19 protein-coding genes are annotated in these 22,017 nt (G+C 37.0%); 5 read left to right on the forward strand and 14 right to left on the reverse strand.

The window, feature by feature from the left end; genetic code table 11:
* Positions 1-29 precede the first annotated feature (29 nt).
* The 7 genes from MUA87_RS00195 to MUA87_RS00225 form a co-directional block, all read right to left on the reverse strand.
* On the reverse strand, positions 30-1,751 hold the full coding sequence (locus tag MUA87_RS00195; RefSeq protein ID WP_262550993.1) for an ABC transporter permease/substrate binding protein: 1,722 nt from the start codon (positions 1,749-1,751) through the stop codon (positions 30-32).
* Entirely contained in the window at positions 1,744-2,985 is a 1,242-nt protein-coding gene (locus MUA87_RS00200) for a quaternary amine ABC transporter ATP-binding protein (RefSeq protein ID WP_262550995.1), read from the reverse strand. Before MUA87_RS00200 ends, MUA87_RS00195 begins: the two co-directional genes overlap by 8 nt.
* 207 nt (positions 2,986-3,192) lie before the next feature.
* Positions 3,193-3,933, reverse strand: coding sequence for an SDR family NAD(P)-dependent oxidoreductase (locus MUA87_RS00205; RefSeq protein WP_105966746.1), 741 nt, complete (start codon positions 3,931-3,933; stop codon positions 3,193-3,195).
* Between the two features lie 124 nt (positions 3,934-4,057).
* Positions 4,058-4,582 (reverse strand): VOC family protein, encoded by a 525-nt coding sequence (locus tag MUA87_RS00210; RefSeq protein WP_057510687.1) that lies wholly within the window; start codon positions 4,580-4,582, stop codon positions 4,058-4,060.
* 233 nt (positions 4,583-4,815) lie between these two features.
* Positions 4,816-5,439 carry a LysE family translocator gene (locus tag MUA87_RS00215; protein WP_105980236.1) on the reverse strand — a complete coding sequence of 208 codons (624 nt, stop codon included), beginning with the start codon at positions 5,437-5,439 and terminating at the stop codon, positions 4,816-4,818.
* A gap of 186 nt (positions 5,440-5,625) precedes the next feature.
* Positions 5,626-5,985, reverse strand: coding sequence for a cupin domain-containing protein (locus MUA87_RS00220; RefSeq protein WP_002480260.1), 360 nt, complete (start codon positions 5,983-5,985; stop codon positions 5,626-5,628).
* A gap of 12 nt (positions 5,986-5,997) precedes the next feature.
* Complete coding sequence (locus MUA87_RS00225; protein ID WP_002480259.1) at positions 5,998-6,954, reverse strand: NAD(P)-dependent oxidoreductase; 957 nt, start codon at positions 6,952-6,954, stop codon at positions 5,998-6,000.
* Positions 6,955-7,249: 295 nt separating this feature from the next.
* On the opposite strand from MUA87_RS00225, the gene MUA87_RS00230 reads away from it, so the two are divergent.
* A complete protein-coding gene (locus MUA87_RS00230) occupies positions 7,250-7,831 on the forward strand; it encodes a histidine phosphatase family protein (protein WP_057510685.1) in 582 nt (193 codons plus the stop codon).
* Positions 7,832-7,916: 85 nt separating this feature from the next.
* Here the strand turns inward: MUA87_RS00230 and MUA87_RS00235 are convergent, their stop codons facing one another.
* Complete coding sequence (locus MUA87_RS00235; RefSeq protein WP_002480257.1) at positions 7,917-8,156, reverse strand: DUF896 domain-containing protein; 240 nt, start codon at positions 8,154-8,156, stop codon at positions 7,917-7,919.
* Between the two features lie 4 nt (positions 8,157-8,160).
* Positions 8,161-9,114 carry an LLM class oxidoreductase gene (locus MUA87_RS00240; protein ID WP_262551000.1) on the reverse strand — a complete coding sequence of 318 codons (954 nt, stop codon included), beginning with the start codon at positions 9,112-9,114 and terminating at the stop codon, positions 8,161-8,163.
* A gap of 344 nt (positions 9,115-9,458) precedes the next feature.
* On the opposite strand from MUA87_RS00240, the gene MUA87_RS00245 reads away from it, so the two are divergent.
* Entirely contained in the window at positions 9,459-10,139 is a 681-nt protein-coding gene (locus MUA87_RS00245) for a type 1 glutamine amidotransferase domain-containing protein (RefSeq protein WP_002480255.1), read from the forward strand.
* 115 nt (positions 10,140-10,254) lie between these two features.
* Here MUA87_RS00245 and MUA87_RS00250 read toward each other — a convergent pair whose 3' ends face one another.
* Positions 10,255-10,992 carry an NAD-dependent protein deacylase gene (locus MUA87_RS00250; RefSeq protein ID WP_002480254.1) on the reverse strand — a complete coding sequence of 246 codons (738 nt, stop codon included), beginning with the start codon at positions 10,990-10,992 and terminating at the stop codon, positions 10,255-10,257.
* Positions 10,993-11,216: 224 nt separating this feature from the next.
* Here MUA87_RS00250 and MUA87_RS00255 point away from each other — a divergent pair, with 224 nt between their 5' ends.
* Positions 11,217-13,172, forward strand: coding sequence for an LPXTG cell wall anchor domain-containing protein (locus tag MUA87_RS00255; protein ID WP_262551002.1), 1,956 nt, complete (start codon positions 11,217-11,219; stop codon positions 13,170-13,172).
* A gap of 80 nt (positions 13,173-13,252) precedes the next feature.
* Here the strand turns inward: MUA87_RS00255 and MUA87_RS00260 are convergent, their stop codons facing one another.
* On the reverse strand, positions 13,253-15,454 hold the full coding sequence (locus MUA87_RS00260) for an amidase domain-containing protein (protein ID WP_262551004.1): 2,202 nt from the start codon (positions 15,452-15,454) through the stop codon (positions 13,253-13,255).
* 218 nt (positions 15,455-15,672) lie between these two features.
* Here MUA87_RS00260 and MUA87_RS00265 point away from each other — a divergent pair, with 218 nt between their 5' ends.
* Both MUA87_RS00265 and MUA87_RS00270 read left to right on the forward strand, forming a co-directional pair.
* Positions 15,673-18,510 (forward strand): YhgE/Pip domain-containing protein, encoded by a 2,838-nt coding sequence (locus MUA87_RS00265; RefSeq protein WP_262551006.1) that lies wholly within the window; start codon positions 15,673-15,675, stop codon positions 18,508-18,510.
* A 192-nt stretch (positions 18,511-18,702) separates the two neighbouring features.
* On the forward strand, positions 18,703-19,224 hold the full coding sequence (locus MUA87_RS00270) for a DUF805 domain-containing protein (protein ID WP_107578790.1): 522 nt from the start codon (positions 18,703-18,705) through the stop codon (positions 19,222-19,224).
* Positions 19,225-19,360: 136 nt separating this feature from the next.
* Here the strand turns inward: MUA87_RS00270 and adhP are convergent, their stop codons facing one another.
* The 3 genes from adhP to MUA87_RS00285 all read right to left on the reverse strand — a co-directional run bounded on the left by adhP (position 19,361) and on the right by MUA87_RS00285 (position 21,923).
* Positions 19,361-20,371 (reverse strand): alcohol dehydrogenase AdhP, encoded by a 1,011-nt coding sequence (gene adhP, locus MUA87_RS00275; protein ID WP_002480248.1) that lies wholly within the window; start codon positions 20,369-20,371, stop codon positions 19,361-19,363.
* A 105-nt stretch (positions 20,372-20,476) separates the two neighbouring features.
* The gene (locus MUA87_RS00280) at positions 20,477-21,271 is read right to left on the reverse strand and encodes a D-alanyl-D-alanine carboxypeptidase family protein (protein ID WP_060803788.1); all 795 of its coding nucleotides are present in this window, start codon (positions 21,269-21,271) and stop codon (positions 20,477-20,479) included.
* 142 nt (positions 21,272-21,413) lie between these two features.
* Entirely contained in the window at positions 21,414-21,923 is a 510-nt protein-coding gene (locus MUA87_RS00285) for a YagU family protein (protein ID WP_002480246.1), read from the reverse strand.
* Positions 21,924-22,017: the final 94 nt, after the last annotated feature.

Genomic DNA, 22,017 nt, shown 5'->3' on the forward strand with positions numbered 1-22,017 from the left:
ATAGCTTTAAAGTTTATGACTATACAATCTTATTTCTCTTTCCATTTGTCTACTTTATCTCGATTGTTTTCAATCCATTCGCTTGTTGCTTTTTCTGGATCTTTACCATCTTCAATTTCTAACATAATAGATTCCATATCTTTTACATCCCATTTGAAATTGTCTAGGATTTTATAGGCTTCTGGCATATCTTTTTTTAATCCTTTACGTGTCATCGTATGGATGCTTTCAGCTCTACCCATAGTTCCTTTTGGATCATCTAGATATTTTAAGTCGTAACGTTGGAAAATCCAGTATGGACTCCAACCTGTAATCACGATTTCATCTTTATTTTGAACAGCTCGTTTTAATTGTGCGTTCATTGCACCTGTAGAAGAGATGACTTGTTCCCAACCTTTTAAGTTAGGGTATGATTTGATTGTTTTGTCTGTGGCCTTAACAATCCCGGCACCTGGTTCGATACCTGTTATTTTTTTCTTAGCTTGATTGTCTAAATCTTCTATAGAGTCTACATCCATGTATGAAGGAACGACAAGTCCAAGCTTAGCTTTACCGTCAATATGTGGCCCTAAGTCATCTAAATCGTCTTTGAATTCTTTATATTGTGCTTCATGTGTGACAGGAAGCCATGGTCCAGTCATAGCATCCGCTTCTCCTTTAGCTACAGCTTCCCAAACCACAGGGATATCTAAAGATGTTGTATTAACTGTGTAACCTTCTTCTTCTAGCACTTGTTTCATCACGTTTGTTGAAACAATTTGATCATCTTGTTGCGCATAAGCTAACGTGATTGTACCTTTGTTTGAAGATTTAGTTGGTGAGAAGAAAATAGAAAGCAAAATAATAATTAAAGCAATAAGTGCAATAATGCCTGTGATAATCCATTTTTTCTTGTTACTCATTCTAGTGTTTTTAGGACGATTTAAAGCTTGAGTGAAGCGGTCGATAATAATAGCAAGGACTACAATTCCAATACCGAACACAAAACCGTTACCGACTTCTGAACGTTGTACAGCAGCTAAAACACCTTGCCCAAGTCCAGGTGTCCCAATCATAGAAGCAATAACTACCATAGAAAGTGTTAACATAATCGTTTGGTTAATACCTGCGAATATGTTTTCTTTTGCCATAGGTAAATCAAGTTTAAATAATCTTTGCCAAGCAGTAGAACCGAATGAATTAGATGTTTCCACTAACTCTGTAGAGATAGAACGAATCCCTAAGTTCGTCATTCTGACCGTTGGTGGCAATGCGAAGATAACAGATGCAAAAACCCCTGGTACCATACCGATACCAAAGAATGCGACAGCAGGGATGAGGTATACAAACCCAGGCATTGTCTGCATAAGGTCTAATATAGGTTTGATAATTTTTTCTACTGTATCACTTTTAGACATCAGGATACCTAAAGGTACTCCGATAATAACAGCGACTAAACTGGAAATAATGACCAAAGTGATTGTGTTCATTAAATCGGTCCACATATCTTGGTTATAAATAAACAGTAAGCCGACTAAAGTGAATGCGGCAAAGCCCCACTTACGTTTGAATACAAAGAAAGCTGCGATGACTAAGATAGCCATCATAACAAAAGGAGGAATAGCTGTTAGAATCATAGTCATGAAGTTCATCACTGCTTCTCCAGCAATCCTTAACACTGTAAATAAACCTGACAGATGATCAGTCAGCCAATCTACGATAGCGTCAATCCATTCTGCAAAAGGTAATTGTTTCATTGAAAAGTTAAGCATCTGCATTCACCTCTTCTTTCTCAGAATCAGAAGAAGTATCTGTTCCCACAGTGATATTTTTAGTGCTCATTGCCCCAATAACACTACCTCTGACCACGACACCAATCACACGTTCATTCTCTTTATTTACTACTGCAAGCGGTGCAGGGGAGTTATAAATAATATTGAAAATATCGCTAACGAACATGTCTTTATTAATTTTTTGAACGTTATCATTCGTAACATCCTTTAAAGATAGACCTTTCTCTCTGGCTTCTAATGCACTTTCAGCAGAGATACTACCTTTTAGTTTACGGTTACGATCAATGGCTAGCAGCATGCTGACTTCTTCTTGACGCATACGTTGTAAGGCTACGTTAGGGCCTTCTGTTTCAACATTAATCGTAAGTGGTGGTTCCATAATATTTTCTGCAGTCAGTACTTTAGAACGGTCAACATCTTCCGTAAATTCTTTGACGAAGTCATTGGCTGGATTTGTTAAAATTTCTTCACCAGTACCAATTTGCATAATTTTTCCATCACGCATTAAAGCAATACGGTCACCAATACGTAAAGCTTCATTCAAATCATGGGTGATAAAGATAATAATTTTCTTTACTTTTCGCTGTAGTTCGAGTAAATCATTTTGCATATCTCGACGGATAAGAGGGTCAAGTGCTGAGAAAGCTTCATCCATCAATAATATTTCAGAATCATTTGCGAGTGCACGTGCTAGACCTACACGTTGCTGCATTCCGCCAGAAAGCTGATTAGGATATTGATCCTTAAATGAAAGTAATCCAGTATCTTCTAGAGCTTTTTCTGCTTGTTTACGGCGTTTTTCTTTTTCTACACCCCGTATTTCTAATCCATATTCTGCATTTTCTAATACAGTACGTTTAGGAAATAAGCCGAAGTTTTGGAAAACCATATTGACTTTAGTCCGACGCACCTCGCGTAATTCATTTTTAGACATTTTTGATACATCATCTTCATTTATGTACACGCTTCCTGAAGTAGGTTCAATCAAACGATTAATCAAGCGGACTAATGTAGACTTACCACTACCGGAGAGTCCCATAATCACAAATATTTCTCCGTCCTCTACATCAAAGCTTGCATCGTAAACACCAACAGTGGCACCTGTCTTTTCTAAAATTTCTTGCTTGGAATCTCCGTTTTTAACCATTTTAAGTGCCTTTTGACTATTTCTGCCAAAGACTTTGGTCAAGTTCCTTACACGAACTCTGCTCAAAGTTAATCTCCTCCATTTTAAAAATCATTTTCTTATTTAATATTACCATATTAATTAGATGAAACAACTTTCTTAGTGGTACAAATAAATAAAAATAAACAATAATATACTTGAATATTTTTTGCTTATATAGTAAGAAAGCACTGTATAAGGCTGATTAAATCAGTTATACAGTGCTTTTAAAGCTTATTTTCTTAATTCATTATTTTATCTTCCTACAGTCCAACCGCCATCTACATTAAGTTCAGCGCCTTGGACATAAGCTGCTTCATCAGAGGCAAGGAAGACTGCAGCTGATGCGAGGTCTTCTGGTTTACCTGCACGTTGAGCTGGAATATCTTTTGTACGTTGTTCATCAACACCCTCTGTCATAGGTGTTTCGATAAATCCTGGTGACAAGAGATTTGCGCGGATACCTTTGTGACCGAAGTCATAGGCTAGTTGTTTAGTGAAACCAGCAATCGCATGTTTTGTAGTGACATACGTACTGCCGCCGACACCTGCCATAGATGAACCTTGTGAACCTACGTTGATGATGACACCGCTATTATTATCTAAGAATATCGGTAAGACAGCGTGTGTGAATAGGTAAGCACCTTTTACGTTGACGCCCATTAATAAATCAAATGTGTCTTCGTCTGTTTCTAAAGCATCTTTATAACCATCATGAACACCAGCACCATTGTATAAGATATCAATTGTGCCGAATTGATCTTTGATTGTTTTAACCGCTTCCTCCACCGAATCTTTAGACGTCACATCTACGCCTAACGCTAGACCTGTGCCGCCATTATCTTCAATCGCTTTGAGCACTTTTTCGCCTTTCTCTTTATGACGATTGACAATCACAACTTTAGCGCCTTCAGCAGCGAATCGTTTTGCGACAGCTTCTCCAATACCTGAAGACCCTCCAGTAATGATTGCGACTTTATTATCTAATTTACCCAAAGTAAATCACCTTTCTTTAAAATATACAGTATATCTATCTTAAGATATGACCGACTTAATATCATCAAAACAGCTTAGCTGATATATTCTATGTGTCACGATTCAGATATCTAAATTTCATAGTTTAATCTTCTTTAGGAATAAAGACTTCAGCTTCACTATTTTCAGGATAATAGTAACCGTTTGGGATGGTTTGAAGCTCGATTAAGCTGCCCCATGGTGCTTTAATGTAAATAGTTTCGTTTCCGACAGAATCTTCATAGCGTGTATTCTCATGCGGTTCAGAAACAGGTTCGCCACCTGCTTCCACCATACGCTCGAGTGCTTCTTCAAAATCGTCGACATAAAAAGAAAGGTGCGTAAACCCAATATCTTGAAGCGCAGCGGGTGCTTGTTGATGCGCATGGACAAACTCAAACATTTCAATATTTGGGCCATTACCGAAAACCATCATACGCTTTTTAATGATTTTAGCGCCTGACTCAAGATCTAAGAAACGCTCTACATCATTACCGCCACGAGGTTGATCCATTTCTGTTTGACTATCGTAAGCCACCTTACCGTCTAAAGCTTCTTTGAAAAACCGTGTTGCCGCTTCAATATCCGGCACAGTTAAACCGATATGATTAATCCCTCTTGTAATCGCCATTTTAATCACTTCTTTCTTAATCTATCTCTCTATTTGTAGTATTACCTGACTTGTGTCTATTATGCTTAAAGTATTCAATAAATATATAAATGACAGTAAAAGTATGTTTGTAAAATTATTAGTTGACGTTCATCATCCATATTAACATAATCATAAATATTTATAGTGATTAACGATTTATAAAGCTTTTCAAACCATAAAACGCAGGTCATTTTAAATAACCTGCGTGTAAATTAACGTTCAAATTTTAAAATACTGATTGCCAGTCCGATTAAGATGACACCGACGATATAGTCAAATACCATTTTGAAAGTAGGTTGATTGAAGAGTTTCTTGATATGTGTGAATAAGAAACTGCATATGAAAAACCAAATAAAGACCAGTGCGATAAAGAGTGCCGATAGGGCGATAATTTTTAATGAACCTTCGCTTTTAGTCACAAACTGCGGCAAGATAGATATGTAAAAGAGAATTGCTTTAGGGTTTAAAATCGTGCTCATAAAGCCTTGTCTAAACGATTTAAACAAACTGATGTGTCTGATAGGGTAAGTTGATGATGTAGTAATATGGCTTGCCTTACGTGCGTTTAAGATAGTTTTCAAACCTAAGTAAGCAATATAAACGGCACCAAGAAACTTAATCGTGATGAACGCATAATATGAGCTCGTTAAGATAAAGATTAAACCAAGTGCAGCAATCGCAGAGTAGACGACATGTGCAGAAGAAATACCTAATGCAGCCATTACGCCATTTTTAGTACTGCCTTTCATTGTATTCGTAGCCACAATGAAGAAATCAGGGCCAGGAATAACGATAATAAGCAATGAAATTAAAATGAAACTGATCAATGAATCCATAATCGAGCACTCCCTTTAAAATTGTAATGCCTCTATCTTAGCATGACTTATCACGCTATGAGACCGGAAATTTAAAATAGTATCAGAACATAAAAAAGATGAATGACATTATGGGTGCTAATATCATTCATCTCAAGTTGGGTTAGGTTATGGTTTATTTTAAGATAGTAGTTTTGGTTGGTTTATTTAGTGTTCGTATGGAATAAAGTCTAATGGCATCGGTGTTGCGAAACCAAGCATGATAAAGTCTTCGTCTCCTGTATTCGTCATACCGTGTGCTTCGCCAGGTAATGATACAATGATGTCGCCCGCTTTGATAGTTCTTTCCTGACCGCCGTTTGTATAGAATGTGCCTTCGCCTTGTGTCACAATCCATACATCATCTGCGTTTTGGTGGGTATGACATTGTAGAGATTGACCTGGTTTCATGCACCAAACGGCACCAGCTGAATGTTCAGATTGATAAAAGACTGTCTTTTGTGCTGCTTCCTCAGAGAAGCGTGGTAGATCTTTCATGTTAAAAAAGCGTTGGTGTGTGTCGACCATTGATTATCACTCCTATTTATTTACAATATAATCCGGTGTGTCACCTGTGAGCGCTTTGACAACGTTACCTGCGGCAATTTCAGCCATCATATCACGTGCTTCAAATGTCGCATTTCCGATATGTGGTGTAATGACCACGTTATCCATAGATTTTAGTTCTTCAGTAATTTCTGGTTCGAATTCGAAGACGTCTAATGCGGCACCTTCGATTAAACCATCTTGTAAAGCTTTAACTAATTCAGCTTCATATACGATTGGACCTCTAGATGCATTAATCAAGTACGCTGTTGGTTTCATTTTTTTAATTTCGTTATAATCAATCATGTGACGCATGCTTTCGTTATAAGAACAGTTGATTGCGACGAAGTCAGCTTCTTTCAACAGTTCATCTTGTGATACATAGCGTGCACCAAGTTCTTGTTCTTTCTCTTCATGTCGAGATGGACCAGAATAAAGAATATCCATATCGAAACCTTTTGCGCGGCGAGCAACTGCTGAACCGATTTCACCTAGTCCGATGATACCGATAGTTTTGCCTGAGACTTCACGTCCGCGGAAGAAGAGTGGAGACCAGCCGTTGAAGCCTTTTGTACGGCATAACTGATCGCCTTCAGGGATGCGGCGTGCTACCGCTAATAAAATACCCATTGTCAGGTCAGCTGTTGCGTTAGTTGAAGCAATCGGGGTATTAGTAACATCGATACCACGTGCTCTAGCTGCTTGAATATCAATGTTGTTGAACCCCGCACCATAGTTTGCGATAATTTTTAAGTTCGGTGCAGCTTCAATAACTTTTTCACTTACATTTGTAGATAATAAACTGATTAAGCCTTCGGCATCTTTAATACGTTCAATCAATTCATCTTCAGTGATTAATTTGTCCCCAGTGTACATATCTACTTCAAAATGTTCTTTAAGTTGATTTAATCCCGCCTCTGGAATCGCACCTGCTACTAATACTTTTGTCATATTCAATCGCTCCTTTTAATTACTTTGTGAAAACTTTCACAATCTTTATCTATAGCTTATCATGGAATCAGAATATTAGAAGTGCATAAAGTGCTAAACTCACACCTCTATTTTGTGCGAAATGAACAAAAGTGCTACATAATCAGATGAAACCACTAAAAGATGTATTAAAATCGTAAAAAAGTATAGCACTCACTATGTCATAGATTCGATATGATGAAAGGGAACACCAATCATTTTTAGTACAAACAAAGACATACTGATCATGAAATGACTAAAATGAGGAGCAGACAACATGAAAAAGACTTTGTATTTAATCAGACACGGACAAACGTTATTTAATAAGAAACATCAGATTCAAGGTGCTTCAGATTCACCGTTAACAGAACTAGGAAAACAACAAGCTGCACAAGCGAAGCTGTATTTCGATCAATTAAACCTGACAGATTATGAATTATTCTCTTCTACACAAGAACGTGCCTCTGACACGTTAGAAATTTTATTTCCAAATGAACCTTATACAAGATTAAAAGGGATTAAAGAATGGAATTATGGATTGTTTGAAGGAGAGCCGGAATTATTGAATCCGCCACATCAAAATGGCGTAGTTGATTTTGGTTCATTCTTTGCGGCTTATGGCGGAGAAACGATGGAAGAAGTTCAAACACGTACTGTGAAGACATTACATCGCGTATTAAAAGAGACGACGCATCGTAATGTAGTAGCAGCGAGTCATGGTGATATCTTATTCTTATTTGCGCATTATTGTTTGCCGATAGAAGCGGTAAAACAAATAAAGATAACGAATTGTTGTATTTTAAAATTTGAATATGAGGATGAAACTTTTACATTTGTAGAAGCGATTCATCCTGCTTAATCCAAAGAAAAAAGGGTTGGACGACTCCATCAGAAGTGTCCAACCCTTACTATTTTAGGTTTGCTATTCATCTATTTTAAAATTTTTATTCAGGTTTTAAGTCTAAAGTACCCATTTCTTCGCGTAATTCATAAATTTTATCTGGTGTTACGTCTTCGCCAAGTGGATCTACAACTTTCAATGTTGAGAATGTGCTCACAACTTGGCCACGAATCATTTTAAGGTATTCTTGTCTTAATTCATGTTGTTCTTGTTTTTCTGAAGTGCTCAATACCATTTCTTTTTCTTTATTAGCAAGTTCATTAATTCTATCTAAAATTTTCATATTATTATTGTTCCTCCTTGATTTCGTTTGGTGGGAAATGTGGAATCACATAATCGCCCAATTCTTTCATAATATCTTGGTACGTTCTTTCATGTGTGACTAATTTCAACATGATATGGTTTGTACCAATACGTTCATATGCTTTTAATACATTGATTAAAGTATTTCTGCCTAATCTATAGCCACCCTTAATGGGTTTGATTTTTTCATTTGGATCTTTTGATAAATCTAATGCGAGTGGATGCATGAATGGTTTGAATACATCATTATCATGCCAAGCTTGTAGTAAAGCTTTCTGCTTTTGGAATTCTTGGGGATAAAACATCCAACCATCCATATTTTCTTTAATCCAGTCTAAATCTTGTTTCGCATTTCCCGTCGCAAAAATCGGGATATGGTGATGTTTTGGTAAAACTTGCAGACCAGAATCCTCATATAGCTCAAAGATTGAGTTTGAAATGTTTGGAGAATGGTCTTGCCACAGTGCATTCAAAGAAGAAACAGCATCTCTGAAATGATTATGCAAATTCTTCTCCTCGACTTTGAAAGCTGGAAACTCGAAAGAACGGTCTCCAGTTGCCAGTCCCATTAAAAATCTCTCGTTTGACACCAAGTCAAGAGTAGCGGCTGCTTTAGCAACGTGAATTGGATGACGTAATGTCGCAACAATACTAGCTGTTCCGAGAGCAATTTTATTCGTTTTAGCACTGAGGTAAGTTAAAAATACAAACGGATCGTAGTTTGTCGTTACTGGACCTAAGTGTGGACTATATAATGGGTTATCTCGCACAAATAGGCTTGTAAATCCAAGTTCTTCAGCATACTGCGCTAATTCTGCTTGTTGATCAAACGACAATGCGATTTTTTCAGAGTTATCAAAAGGAATGCTTAAACCTAAGGTTAAATGACCCTTTTGAAACGTCCGCTTGAAACCATTGTGTTGTTCGATTGTTGTCACGTCTATCCCTCCTAACTTGATTAATCTGACAAACTTTAGTTCTTCTAACCAAGTTGTCTACAATTATTCTACGACGTATACACAACTAACACAAACCTTATGCTCACGAGGTTTATCGATTTAGTCAAAAAAGGTCAAAAACGTTGATTTGACGCGGTTTTAAAATAAAAAATAAAAATAAAGCGTACAACTTTTAAGGGGTTTTTTAACAATTATGACGATGTGAACGAAATTAAATTTCTGAATATCAACATTGTTAAAACTGATCAGCAGTGAACATTTTAATTGTGAGCTATGATTAATCAATTCCAAATCAGTGAATAAATAGAGAGAGGTGAAGCGTAATGAAAAAAATTCTAATAGCAGTCACAAACACATCAAAATATCCAGATTTACCACGTCCAACAGGTGCTTGGCTTGGAGAAGTTGTACACTTTGCGGACGAGTTCTATAAAGCAGGTTATGAAATTGATTATGTAAGTCCTAAAGGTGGCTTTGTGCCCATTGATCCCGCAAGTTTACAAGAAGACTTCATGTCTGATGTAGATTGGAAGTATTATACAGATCATCAATTCATGACACAGTTAAATGAATCATTGAAACCAGAAGAAGTAAATCCAGATGATTATGAAGTGATTTATTACGCAGGCGGTCATGGTGTTGTATGGGACTTTGAAAAAGATAAAGGTCTCATTGAATTAGCTGAGAAAATCTATTCTAACGATGGCTATGTCACAGCTGTATGTCATGGTCCAGCAGGTTTATTAAACATTAAAGATAATGGCCAAAACTTAATTAAAGGTAAGAAAGTCGCAGGCTTCTCTAACAGTGAAGAATCACAAATGGGTGTCACAGATAACTTACCTTATTTATTAGAAGATGCCTTAATTGATAAAGGCGCAAGCTATGAGAAAGGTGACGACTGGTCAAACTTTGTAGTCTCAGACGGTCGATTAATCACAGGTCAAAACCCTCAATCAGCCCAACAAGTTGCGTTAGATACGCTGAAAGCTTTAGGAAAATAAAAATGAATGAAGACTGTCCGTTATTAAGGACGTCTAAATTAAGATAAACAAAACCCTCTGAGTATGAAGTTTATGCTCAGAGGGTTGCTTAATATTATGAGATTAACCACTTGGATTAATCTATTTTATTGAGTTCGTTGATGACATGTTTCATATCATCATGAATGACTAAATCTGCGTCACTGTCATAAGGTGTCACATCTTTATTAATGATGACAAGATTTTCACCTTCAAAATTTGAGATTAAACCAGAGGCAGGTTGTACAACGAGCGATGAACCTAAGACAACGAGTGTATCGGCTTGTTTGATTTTGCTGATGGCGCTCATAATTGTCATTTGGTCTAACATTTCGCCATATAAGACGATATCTGGTCTGATTGGACTGCCGTCTTGTTCACTGTTACGTAAATGATGGTCGATGACGTAAGGTTTTGAATACTCATCGTTAGGGTTGTTGATGCTGTAGAAGCGGTTTAAAGTACCGTGTAGCTCATCTACATTTTCACTGCCTGCATCTGAATGCAAACCATCAATATTTTGTGTGATAACACCGAGTGAACGATTTTCTTTTTCTAACTGTGCAATCCATTCATGCACATTATTCGGTTTTTTATCCGCAAATAATAAATACTCATGACAGAAGTCCATAAAGCCTACAGGATTATCTTGTAAGTAGTCATGACTTAATAAATATTCCGGGGATAAACCTTTTTCTGCGACAGCTTCATATAAACCGCCGACAGAACGGAAATCTGGAATACCACTCGCAACAGAAATACCTGCACCTGTGAAAAAGACGATTTTATTCGAACTGTCAATAATCTCTTTTAATTGCTCAATTTTAGCATTCACACTGATCACTCCATTAACTATTCAATACATCTCGTGTATTGATCTACTCATATTAATTCTAAGATTAAGGGGATGTTTAAGCAAGTTTCCATAGTGTGAAAACATAAGCAATTATTAATGTAAGTATATATTAAGAAATCATATAAAAAGTGAGTTTCCTCTTTGAATGATAGGTGTAAACTAATATAATGATAACTGTATAGTGATGAGGAAAGGTGAAGTGAATGAAAAAAGAGAGATACCCTGATTTAAATCATAAAAATAAATTAAGCCATTCATTTAAGTTTTCAAGTGCTGTTGTATTGTTAAGTACGACATTATTAAGTTATAACTTAACGTCTGCACCTACTGTGGTTGCGGAAGATCAGACAGATGTCAAAGCTACACAAAATTCTAATACTACAACACTCAAGTCGCGTATAGAAGCAGCGAAAAAAGAAATCGATCGTATTAAAACAATGAATGACAGTGACAAAACTAAATTCAAAACAGATATCAGTAAGGCTGAGCGTGTATCACAAATAGACGCAATCTTAAAAGATGTGAAAGAGAAAGAAGCGCAACTTAAAGAAGAGAAAGCAACTTCTGATTTAGAGAAAGATAATAAAACACAATCCAATACATCTACTCAAAATGATGAACAATCAGCTTCACTATTAAAAGAAGACGCAAATCGTTCTGAGACACAACCTGAACCTAATACTACTCAAGGAACGGAAGATACTGCTGTGTCAGATCGATTAGAAAAGGTGCGTGAAGATTTAAATCAAGCTTCACAACAAGCACAATCAAGTGATTCAAACCCTTCATCACAAGTGGCAGATGCGCAATTAAATCAGGAAAAAGCCAATCAAAGTATTGATGCATTTATCTTAGATTTAGAAGCACTTTCTCATAAAGTTGATAATGGGAAACTAAATGATGGTGAAGCGAATCACTCTGACAATGAGGAAACTAAAGCGAACGAAGAGAATACACAAGCTTCACAAGCATTGAGTACGCTTAGACATGATATTGACCGTGTGACGACTGCACGAGAAACAACGAAACAAGATTTAGATCAATATGTCCAAAATAAAGAAGCGAATCTGCAAACGTTAGAAAACAGATTAGCTGAACGCAGCGAAATTTCACAAGATAAAGCACAGCAGTTAAAAGATGAAATTGAGAAAACAAAAAGCAGTCTGAAACAACAAGATGCGATTATCTCAGATCATTTAAAATCAGCGTCTGACAAAAAACAAGCTGTTAAAGATATTATTGGCAGCACTGTAGATGAACAACGTGCACAACAACTTATTGACCGCATCGATACAAAAGGTAAAACAGATGCGCAAATTGCGAGCCAAGTGTTGAGTCAATTAGACGGACTCGGTTCATTCACAAGTGACAGCTTGCTTCAATCTATGTTTGATAAAGCGGATGATAAAGAAGCATTAATTCAAACACTGTTATCGACGAAATTTGATAAGAACGAAGCGGCAGATATGGCACGTCAAATTATGGCGAAACGTCCAGATAGTGCTGAACTCGTTCAACTATTAAAACAACGCTACGGTTCAGATGTTTCAGCGGATGAGATTATCGGCAACGTGATTGACCAAGCACATAATAAACGCCAAGCGATTGAAACGATTTTAGCCACAAAATTCAATGATGCGAAAGCACGTGCATTGGCGAATGTGATTGCGAAAAAAGACGATGCGAAAGCTGAATTGTTAAGTGTCCTCAAATCAGGACTTGATCAACCGCTTAACGATTTACTTCAAGCGGACCGTGATATCATGCGATTAAAATCAGATATCCGTCATATCTTTGAACCGTTAAAAGACACGCCAAGCTTGCTAGATCAGTCTAACGGTAGTCTACTAGATAAAGGCTTATTAGGTGGTAAATCTGGTTTATTCGGTGGACCAAGTTTATTAGACAAGTTAGCGAATGGTGGCAGCGTATTAGATGGTATCCCTGATATTCCGAACCCATCACAAGGTCGCGCATTATCATTAGGCAGTTCATCTGATGATTTCTTAAGTGGACTATTTGATGACGAAGGTAACTTTGATTTACCAGCCACAGGTGAAATAGTGAAGAAATCTGCTTTACCATTAGGTGTTGCGTTAATTATCATCGGCGGCGGTCTTACATGGTTTGTGAAACGTCGTAAAGCGAAACAATCTTAATCAATTATAATCGAGTTAAAACAAATACGCTCCATTCAAAACCAATTTCTTGGTTCTTTGAATGGAGCGTTACTTTTGTATTATTTATCTTGTCCTTCAATATAACTTAATTCTGAAGCATCCTCTGCGTCGATTGTTCTATACGAAATCACACCTAAACCTTGAACGTTAGATTCAGAAATCACAATCGAACCATCACCGTTTACTTTTTCTACGAAAGCAACATGACCATAGATACTGTCTGCACCTTGTTGGCCAGCCTCAAAGACTACTGCAGTATGTGCTTTAGGTGTAGAAGAGACGTGGTAACCTTTACGTTCTGCACGGTTATTCCAATTACGTGCGTCACCTAAATCACCGCTGATTGTTTTGTTGAATTGCGGCATACGATTATAGACATACCATGTACATTGACCGTGTGGATAAGGCATATTGTCTGTAGTTTCCGCAAACGGTTTGAAGTCGCCTTCATGATCTTCATCGCTTGGTTGATAGTCTGCAAGGTCTGGCATTGTTTGCTTATCAAAGCGCGTTAAATCATAATGCTTAATCAAACTATTTAATTTATCTGCGTAGCGTGTATCTGTCGCATACGTACGTGATAAATGTCTTGTCGCATCACGATACGTGGCTGCTTCACTTTTCCAAGTCGGTTGATAAATTGTGGGATTGCCGTCGATGCCGTTTTTGATTAAGTCTGCATAATCTTCAAGCGATTCTTTTTCACTTGGGTAACTGCGGAAGGCGGCTGAAATTTGATACATACTGCTTCCACTGTCTTCCAATGTATTGAAGTTTGCGGAATGCCCTTTATAAGCCCCTTTAATTCCGAACAAGTTATAATGCGGTGCACGCGCTAATGTACTGTTGCCTGAATCAGACTCTAAAATTGCTTGCGCAATCATCACAGAGGCATAGATATCTTCATCTTGGCCGACGTCATGGGCATCTTTCGCAATCGTTTTAATAAAGTCTCGTGTGTCTTTATTTTCAGTTACTGCGATGTCACCAGATTCACTGTTATCGCTTGAGAGATTTGGTAATAATTCAAATGTCGCAGTTGTTCTGATATCTGAACGGTTTAGACCATCTTCAAAAGATTGTGCTGGTTTTTTCTTATTTTCCAATTGTGCTTTTGAAGGTAATTGTGGGTTAGAAGCATTGCTTGTGTCGTTCTGATTCGATTCTTGTTTGGATGTATCTTCAGATGATTGATTAGATTTGTTGTCATTTTGTTTTTGTGCGTCATAATCTGCTTTATTTTGTTTCGCGTCTTCACTGTATTGATCCAAAATAGATTCTAAGACACGGTCATCTGCTTTAGAAGATGTGTCATCTGTATCTTCTTTAGATTCTGATTGTGTTGAACCAGTTGTGTTTTGGTTATCAGCTGTATCTTCATTGTTTGAATTTGTTTCTGTTTCTTTAGCTTGTGTTGATTGATTAGCGTCATCAGTTTGTTTTGGGTGTGCTGAGTCTTTGTTTTCTGTTGGTTGTTCAGTATCTGCTTGATTATTGTTTGTGACATTGTTGCTGGCTTCATCTAGTTTATTAAAGATATCTTGGTCATCTTGAGAAGCTTCAGGTGTTGTATTTGAAGATGTGTCAGATGACTGTTCTTGGTTAGAAGGTGTATCTTCTTTAGGTGTTGTTTCGTTTGATGTAGTTGTACTGTCTTCTGATTGTTTGTCTGTTTCAATTGGTGTTTCTTCAGACGGTGTTTTTGTTTGTGGCTGACCTTGATAATAGGTTTCATTTTTATTGTCTAAAGCTTGTTCATTGCTAGCGTTAGAGTCGCTTGTCTCTTGATTGGTATCCGTAATTTCAGAACGGTTTGAATAACTTGGGAAGAGACGGTTGAATAGGCTTTCGAAGCGGCTAGATGAATCTCGCTTCGGTGTAGATTTGAAGAAGTCTAATGTATGTGCGTCATAATCTGATTCAACCTCATTTCGTGTTGTGTTATTTGAAGGTGTTGAAGATGTATCTTTTGATTGTGTATTTGTTTCAGACTCTGACTCAACGTCATCTTTCTCATCTGATTTTAGAGATGTGTCTGAATCAGATGATTGCGTTTTGGATGCTTTATGTGGTTTAGATGTTTCTTTTTGATTTTCTTGTGTGTCCTGTTTAGTGTTTGAGGCACGGTCTGAAGATGATGCATCAGACTGTGAAGGTGCCGTGACTTTATCTGTTGTTTCTGCTTGTACATCACTTAAAGGGAAAGATGGAACTAACAATGAAGTAGAAAGCATACAGACCAATAGTTTTTGTTTCTTCATGGAAATACCTCTCTTAAAATATATTAGTTTACTGTGTACAAACGGATGTTTGACTTGGTACACTAAAAGCAGTATTATGACTAGTTGTTGATAGTTGTTAACTTTTAAAGAGTGACCCTATTAATGAGGCCATTATATCAATTTATTCAAGAGAAACAAACAGTAATTTGAAATTAATGTGAAACCAAAATAGATATAAAAATTTTAGAGGTGTACAAATGAAGAACGCGATACAGCTGTTCCTGATGGATTTAAAGAAAATTATCAAGCACCCGTCCGTTTTAGTGATTTTAGGCGGAATAGCGATATTGCCGTCCTTTTACGCATGGTTCAACTTAGATGCGACTTGGGATCCTTACGGTAATACCAAAAATATTAAAATCGCAGTTGTCAATGAAGATAATGGCGATAAAGTCCGAGGCAAACAAATCAATGTCGGGGACACTATTGTCGATAACTTGAAAAAAGATGACCACTTTGACTGGGAGTTTGTCAGTCGGAAAAAAGCAGACCATGATTTGAAAATGGGTAAATATTACGCCGCAATGTACATACCAGACAAGTTTACACACGAAATTACTGGCACACTGAGAAAAGACCCGCAACAAGCGAACGTTGAATACAAAGTGAACCAGAAATTAAACGCGATTGCGCCGAAAATGACAGATGCGGGAACGAGTGCAATTGTTCAAAAAGCGAATGAACAGTTTAATGAAACAGTGACAAAAGCATTGTTAGATGAAGCCAATCGTTTAGGTGTGAAACTTGAGGAAGAAATACCAACGATTAATAAAATTCAAAAAGCAGTGAAGACTGCGAATGATTCAGTACCGAAAATTAATGAATTTGCGAAAAAGATTCTGTATCTTGACCAAAACCAAGATCAATTAGATGAATACGCAGATAAATTCCGAGGTTTAAATCAATATAAAGGAGATATCTTAGACGCGCAGGATAAATTAAACGCAGTGAATTCAGCCATTCCAGCATTGAATGAACGTGCGAAGTTAATCTTAGCGTTAAATGAATATTTACCGAATATAGAGCGTGCCTTAGATGTTGCTTCAAATGATGTACCGCAAGCTTTCCCACGTATTAATCGTGGTGTAGACATTGCTAGTAATGGTGTTACAGCTGGCAAACAAGGTTTAAATGAAGCACAAGGTTACTTATCAGCGGTAAAACAACGTGTAGGCAGTTACCAACAAGTGATTGATAATGCACAAGAAGTCGATCAAAATGTGCAAAATGAATTAAACGAAAGAGCACAAACTGCACCGCAAAGTACAACAAATAATGGACGTTTCTCTGGAATACGTACTTCACAAATGAGTACTAATGGTGAGGATTCAAATAACACGGATACGATTAATCCAAATGATGCGAATGCGATGGAGTCTTCATTATCAAAAGTACTCTTATCACTTTCTCAACAAACAGAACAACAATCAGAAGCGAGCCAACAAGATTTAGCAGCGCTAGAAGAAGTAACTTATGGTATTTTAGCGTCTGACAAACCTCAAGAATTTGAAAGTACGTTAGATAACTTGATTGAACGTCTGCAAGTGACAAGCAAGACCAACCAACAACTGATTGATATCTTGTCTGAACTAGAAAATCGTGAACATGTTGACTTATCTAAAGAAATTCAAACCCTAGAAGCAGCAAATAACAGAGTCAATCATGTGATTAAGCTCCAAAATCAATTGAGAGATGCCTTGAAACAAGGTAGTTCTGGTAAAGCTGAAGCAGTAAAATTATTAAAAGAAATTCCGAATGTTAATGATGCATTAAGTGATTTAAGAAACTATATTAAATCAGACTTGAATCAACGCTTAATCAATGTGTCACAAGACATTATGTCTGTCTTGAATACAGGAGAGGCAAAACTTTCTACCGTTCAATCTAAGCTGAATACGATTCAACAAGTGATTGATGAAGGCCAATCTATTTTAGATGTCGCAGGTGATCGTATTGAGACAATCCAAAGTGTCTTACCGCAATTAGAACAACGTTACTTAAATGCGGTAGCGACTGCACAACGTTATTATCCGCAGTTTCAACAAGGTGTGGAACGTGCTGCATCATTCGTGAGAAATGACTTGCCTGGTTTAGAACAACAACTTGCGGACACTACCGCAACTGTTAATGCGAATCTGCCGACACTGTTTGATCGTTATGACCGTATTGTGCAATTGTTAGATAAAAATCAACCACAAGCGAAAGAAGATTTGCATAAGTTAGCTGAATTTATCAGAAACGACTTGCCGGATCTTGAGAAAGGTTTAGCGAAAGCTAATAAGCTCTTTGATGAAGTGGAAGATGATGACGCAGTAGATAAGTTAGTGGATTTACTGAAAAATGACTTGAAGAAACAAGCAGATGTCATTGCGAATCCGATTAAGATTCATGAAAAAGATATCTTCCCAGTCAAAGACTACGGTTCAGCAAGTACACCATTCTACACAGCATTGTCTATTTGGGTTGGTGCGTTATTGATGGTGAGCTTATTGACGACAGATAATAAGCATGTTGCGGACTTGCCGGGTATTACTACTAGAGAAACTTACTTAGGAAAACTTGGTCTGTTTTATATTATCGGTATTCTTCAATCGTTAATTGTCTCTATTGGAGATATTGTGATTTTGAAAGCCCAAGTTGAACATGTGGCGTGGTTTATCGGGTTATCTGTGATTATTTCACTCGTCTTTGTGACGATTGTTTATACACTGGTATCATTACTTGGAAACCCTGGTAAAGCCTTAGCGATTATCTTGTTAGTCCTACAAATCGCAGGTGGGGGCGGTACGTTCCCAATTGAAGTTACACCGCATTTCTTCCAAGCGATTCATCCATACTTGCCGTTTGCGTATGCGATTGATGTGATGAGAGAAGCGGTCGGTGGCTTTGTGCCTGAAATTTTAACCAAAAAACTAGTGATTCTTCTGATCTTCGGCATCGCATTCTTTATTATCGGTATTATCTTTAAACCAATCACAGATCCGATTATGAGAAAAGTGTCAGAGAAAGCAGAAGAAAGTGATGTCTTAGAATAAGATAAAACAATATACACACAGTAAATAGGAGACTTGAAGTCAGCTTTGATTTCAGGTCTCTTTTTATACTTTTGTTTATCTTAAAGAACGCAACACTTTATATGAATTAACAAATTATTTACTTAAAATTAATTTGAGATATTCAATTGGTTGTGGGTATAATGACCCTAACAAATAAGGGGGAGGCATACGATGGAGAATCAATCGAATCAAATTATTGAAAGCTATAAACAATTTTGGATTCGCTTTTTAGATGTGAAGGGACGTTCAGATCGAGCGGATTATTGGCATCCATTTTGGATTAACTTTTTAATTTCAACTGTGTTAGGGGCACTTTCAGGAGGCTTATTAAGTAGTATCTTTGGCATTGCGATTATCATCCCATCTTTCACTGTGATGGTTAGACGTTTACATGATACAAACCGTACAATGTTATTTGCGATTATTTCATATATCAGCGGTTTTATTGCTTCAGTTGGAACACTTGTTTTCTTCTTTGGCGTTGTCTTGGCAGCGAATGCGAGCGAAGGTTGGGTACTAGGTGCCACAGCATTCGCAGGTGTCTTCGGTATTGTGGTTGCTGGTTTAGTTACACTTTATATCATCTACTTATTGGTACTGCCAGGGGACAAAGCACCGAATAATTACGGTGATGGCGGAAGTAGTAAAGTTGTTTCAAATAATCCATTAGCACAAGATGCAGAAGTTGAATAACAAACGGTTAATTTGAATATATTTATTGAACAAAAACTAAGAAGCTCTGAAAGATATCATTCATTAGATTTCCTTCAGAGCTTCTATCTATTTTTAATCAAGTGTTATTTAAACTGGTTGTGTTTTAAGATTATGATTAATGGCGTAAATCAATAACCATACGGCCGTTGATTTTACCTTCTTCCATTTCTTTGAAGATATCTTGAACATCTTCCATTGGACGTAATTGTGTTTTTGGTACGACTAGACCTTCAGCACCAAATTGGAAAGCTTCTTTTAAGTCTTCACGTGTACCTACTAGTGAACCTACAACACGAATACCGTCTAATACCAAACGTGGAATTGATAAGTCCATAGATTCTGTTGGTAAGCCGACTGCGACTACAGTACCGCCAGCACGTACAGATTCAACAGCTGCGTTGAAGGCTTGTTTAGCAACCGCTGTAACAACTGCCGCATGTGCACCGTCTACATGTTCTTGAATGTATTTTGCGACATCCACTTCTTTAGGGTTTAAAGTGACATCTGCATCGTATTGTTTCGCAAATTCAAGTTGACTGTCATTGATATCGACTGCGATAACTTTCGCATTAAATACTTTTTTCGCATATTGCAAAGCTAGGTTTCCAAGTCCACCTAAACCGAATAAGACAAGCCATTCACCAGCGCGTACGCCTGATTCTTTAATTGCTTTGTATGTTGTGACACCTGCACATGTGATACTGCTGGCAGCTTCTGATGATAAACCATCTGGAACTTTAACAGAATAGTCTGCAGTAACGATACATTCTTGTGCCATACCGCCATCTACAGAATAACCAGCGTTTTTAACTTCACGACATAGTGTTTCACGACCTGTAGTACAATATTCACAGTGGCCACATCCTTCAAAGAACCATGCCACACTTGCACGATCTCCTACTTTTAAGCTTGTAACACCTTCAGCGACTTCTTTTACAATACCGATACCTTCATGACCTAAAATAGTGCCAGTCACATCGCCGAAATCAGCATGGGCAACATGTAAGTCTGTATGACACACACCACAACATTCCATGTCTAATAATGCTTCACCGTATTTCAAAGGGCGTAATGTTCTCTCAGTAACTTGGGGTTGATGATCTTTACCTACTACAATTGCTTTCATTTAGAAAACCTCCTTACTTAATCAATACTATTATATTAATATTGAGAGCAATAAGGTTATCGTAAATAAGGCTAATTTAGTAACTTTTATATAAGTATTTAAGCGTTAAAGATAGTGCTCTGAGACATATCTACTAAGCATGTTAGCCATAATATTTGAAGATCTCAGTAATATTAAATGTAAGGCATCATCTAAGCTGATAATATCTCCTTCTCTAATGTCGTTGAGGTTATCTTCAGCCATGTCTTCAGCCTTAACAGTTAAATTTTTATTTAAATCCAGTGGATAATCTAAAGCGGTCAACAACGTCAATAGCTTAGTTAGGCTTGCGGGGTTGTTGCGCGCATTACCGTTTTTAGAAATAAGAATTTCTGGTTTGAAACGTGTGAATAAATAAGGATTACATGACGGGTATTTTAAAACTGTATAAGCTGTTGTATCTACACCATCTAGAGAACCTTTATTTAAAAGATAATCAATAAGTAACTTAGCTTGATGGAATCGATTACCTCTCGCTTTAAGCAAGGTTACGATATAGACAGTCTCACCATCATAGATTAAAAGACATAGGTTTTTTATAAAGCCCACAGTTCCAGTTTTGCCGCCTAAAATATCGTAATATTGATTCAGTTTTTCATTATCTACTCTTGTTGTGAGATCCATACGTCTTGCATTAGGACCCTTAACCCAGAATGAATAATGCTTCTTCTTCCAAATTCTAACAATATCCACATTCGCACTCGCATGTAGTGTTAACAATGACAGATCATAACTCGTTGATAGTTGATACTTTTCCGTTAAACCCGTAGGATTTTTAAACATAGAACGAGACATACTAATACTAGCTGCTTTTTCATTCATCTTCTCAACAAACATTTGAATTGTCTTTGGCTTTTCCACACTGATGCTCCTTTGTTGTAATTATCAATATATTACTATTGTATATCAATCAAAGGAGAATTAGTTGTGTATATAAAAGTTGTAGAAAATTTGTTACAAGTGATACTTAGTCAAAATAAGGACAGTCGTAAGTTAAATGATATTATGATTTTAAGGTCTTATCTTTGTAGATTGCATAACGTCTTACTAATTCAATTGTCATCATCCATACTACATGACCAAATAATTCAGATAGATGTTCGTCAAATGGTTGATCCCAAGGTGCTGGAACAGTTTGAATAACAGGCATAATCAATAAATGGAAAGCTACCCATATAAAGACGCCGAATAGAGCGCCATAACCTGCATAAACAATTGGATGTTTTTTAGCTAAATAAATATAAATTATTGCAATCACAATAGAGAAACTATAGTGAACGATAAAGCTGACCCACGGTAACATTTGTTCTGAAAATTGATAGGTTTGGTGTGTAAAATCTTGCGAAAATCCAAATTGCTGCAATAACTGTTGGGGTGGGTTAGTAGCATTTCTTTCTGGAGTACGAGGTGGAAACATGACTTCCCAACCTAATTTGACAATTCCTGATAATAATCCTGCAATGACCGCAGTGTAGATAAATTGAAATGTAGAACTTGTTTTTTCTTGATGCATAAAATTCTCCTCCTTAACAATAATCTTATATTAGCATGTTAAGGTTGTGTATAATATAACAAATTCAAGAAAGTTGAAGATCAATTAGCAGGAT

The sequence above is a fragment of the Staphylococcus simulans genome, assembly GCF_025561465.1.
GTDB lineage: Bacteria > Bacillota > Bacilli > Staphylococcales > Staphylococcaceae > Staphylococcus > Staphylococcus simulans.